Here is a 2729-nt window from a genome sequence, read left to right as displayed (position 1 = left end):
GCTTTGACACGCGGCTGCCGGGAAACGGCAATGGCGGCCATGCCTTTCCCGCCGGTGGTCTGGACCCCGACCAGCGCCTTGCCATCATCGAATATCTCAAGACGCAGTGACCGCCATGAGCCATTTGGACCAGATCGACGCTGCCCCCGAAAGCCTGCGCTGGCCGCTTGTGCGCGGGCTGATGCGGGACGATCCTCTTGGCCTTTACGCCGAGTTGCGCGCTTATCGCCCGGTTCTTGTCCTGCCCGAGGTGACGCTGGCGGTGCGGCATTCGGACTGCACGCAGATCCTGTCGCGGCACGATCTGTTCAGCGTCGCGCCCTATCGGGCGAAACAGGGTGACTACTGGATGGCGCAGGACGACACCGCGCGGCACTGGCGCGAAAAGTCGGTCATGCGGGCGATTCTGGATGTCGAGACGGTTCCCGACATCCGCGCCTTTGCCGAGGCGGAAACGGCGCGGCGTCTGGACGCCGCCGCCGGGGGCACGCTGGACCTTGTCGCCGCGATCACGCGCGGGGTGCCGATCGCGGTCGTGGCGCAGTTCTTCGGCCTGACCGGGGCCGATCCGGCCGAGATGTGCGACTGGTCCTATTGGAATCAGATGGACGCGTTCTGGAACCAGCCCTTTGACGATCCGCGCTTTGCCTCCCCGGCTGAAATCATCGCCCGCCGCGAGGCCGCCAATGCCGCGATGCGGGACTATCTGATCGCGCTGGTCAGGGAACGCGCAGCGGCGCTGCAGGCCGGGCAGGTTGGGCCCGACATGATCTCGCGGCTGCTGATCCTGGCGGGGTCGGGGGCGGTGCGGCTGGACCTGCCGCTGGTGGTGCTGAATGCGGGCGGGCTGCTGATCGGCGCGGTCGAGACCACCTCGCATGCGGTGGTGAACGCGCTGACGGTGCTGGCGGCGGACAAGGCCCGCCTTGCCGCGGCGATGGCAGCGGCGAACAGCGACGATCCGTCGGCCATTGACGGCTTTGTCTTCGAGGCGCTGCGGTTCCGGCCCGCCTTTCCCTATTTCTTCCGCCGGGCCGAGGCGGATACGGTGCTGGCGCAGGGCACCGATCACGAGACCCGCGTGCCCAGGGGCACGATGGTTCTGGCCGTGACGCACAGCGCCATGTTCGACCCCATGGCGCAGGCCACACCCGAGCGGTTCGACCCCCGCCGGGGTGCGGGGGCGACCTTCACCTTTGGCTATGGGCTGCATGAATGTCTGGGCCGCAATGTGGGGGCGGCGCTGATCCCGGCCATCGTGCGCGCCGTGCTGCGCCGCGACGGCGCCCGGCCCGGCCCGGTGGATTACCGCAACGGCCCGGTCCCCGAGGCCTGGCCCTGGCAGATCCCGCCGGGATGCACCGACGACACGCCCGCACCACAGGGGGACACCATGGACGACGGGCTGATCGTCACCAGCCCGACCGCTGATCTTGAGCAGGCGCTGGCGGACATCCCGTCGGACACCGCCTTCCGGGTCGTGAACTTTCTGAAGTTCCATCCGGTTGCCCGCTATCCCGAGGGGTATGACGGTCCCCCGGTCTCGGGCGCCGAAGCTTATTGGGGGCTGTACATCGCCGGTATGGCGCCGATCGTGCGCGAGGCCGGGGCCAGACTGGTGCATCGCTCGAAGGCTTTCGGCACCATCGCCGGTCTGCCCGGCGAGGAATGGGACGAGGTCGCGATCTTTGAATGGCCGGATGTCGCGGCCATGATCAGGATGTCGCAGCATCCGACGTTCATCGAGCTTTCGATCCACCGGATCGCGGCCACGCAGAACATGCGCATGGTGCCGATGTCGATCGCCTGAGGCGCGGGCTGCGCGTGATCGCCCGTTCCGGCCTGCGACCGCTCAGTCGCAGAGATGAATCTGCCCCCGCGGCAATGCGAATGAGGCGGGCGCCGGCAGGTTCGTGACGAGGTGATCAATCTCTTCGGGGCCGCAGATCGAGACGCGGCTTTCGACGCCGATCTTGGCGGAATGGCACAGGATGACGCGCGCCTTGGCCCGGCGCATCATCGCGCGGGCCAGTTCGGCCTCGTGCAGTTCATAATCCGAGGCCCCGCGCTGCGCGTGCAGCCCGACCGGAGAGATGACGGCCATATCGGCCAGAAACCGGTCGACTTCGGACAGGGTGATTTCGCCGAACGTGCCGGGCACATCGGGATGGGGCCGCCCCCCCAGCAACAGCGTGTCGCAGCCCGGACTGCCTGCGGCCAGTTGCGCGATCTCGATCGAATTGGTGATGATGCGTACATCGCCCCGCTGGACCAGCGCGCGGGCAAAGGCCAGCGTCGTGGTGCCGGTGTCGATCATCAGCGTCATGCCGGGTTGCACCAGGTCGCAGGCCCGCGCGCCGATGGCATCCTTGGCCCCCGCCTCGGCCCCGAGGCGTTCGGCAAAGCCCGGCTCGGGCGCGGTTTCGCGGGCCTGAATGGCGCCGCCATGGACCTTGAGCAGGCAACCCGTGGCCTCCATGTCCAGCAGATCGCGGCGCACGGTTTCGCGCGAGACGGCGAACAGATCCGCCAGCTGATTCGTCAGGACCTTGCCGTCGCGCCCCAGAATTTCAAGAATCTTCGACTGACGCTCGTGGGACCACATGGGCACCTCCTTTGACTGCCGTTGTCTTTAGCATGGGCCCCGGGCATTGCCACAGCCGTCGCGGAATAATGTGGTTTTATGTGTGAATTCTGCCTGTGCTTTGGGGCCTGTTGCGCAATCTCCA

Annotated in this window: 2 protein-coding genes; one reads left to right on the top strand and one right to left on the bottom strand. The window is 67.4% G+C overall.

The window, feature by feature from the left end:
• The first annotated feature begins 115 nt into the window (after positions 1-115).
• Complete coding sequence (locus ACK41U_RS19090) at positions 116-1810, top strand: cytochrome P450 (RefSeq protein WP_409683801.1); 1695 nt, start codon at positions 116-118, stop codon at positions 1808-1810.
• 42 nt (positions 1811-1852) lie between these two features.
• Here the strand turns inward: ACK41U_RS19090 and ACK41U_RS19085 are convergent, their stop codons facing one another.
• Complete coding sequence (locus ACK41U_RS19085) at positions 1853-2605, bottom strand: DeoR/GlpR family DNA-binding transcription regulator (RefSeq protein WP_409683798.1); 753 nt, start codon at positions 2603-2605, stop codon at positions 1853-1855.
• Positions 2606-2729 lie beyond the last annotated feature (124 nt).

The sequence above is a fragment of the Paracoccus sp. (in: a-proteobacteria) genome (assembly GCF_046289755.1).
Classification (GTDB): domain Bacteria; phylum Pseudomonadota; class Alphaproteobacteria; order Rhodobacterales; family Rhodobacteraceae; genus Paracoccus.
The sequence above is the reverse complement of the archived record's forward strand: the minus strand, read 5'-3'. Positions and strand labels throughout refer to the sequence as shown.

Coding starts and splice junctions, on each gene's coding strand:
- ACK41U_RS19085 (WP_409683798.1), bottom strand. CDS start 2,605: ATGTGGTCCCACGAGCGTCAGTCGAAGATTCTTGAAATTCTGGGGCGC.
- ACK41U_RS19090 (WP_409683801.1), top strand. CDS start 116: ATGAGCCATTTGGACCAGATCGACGCTGCCCCCGAAAGCCTGCGCTGG.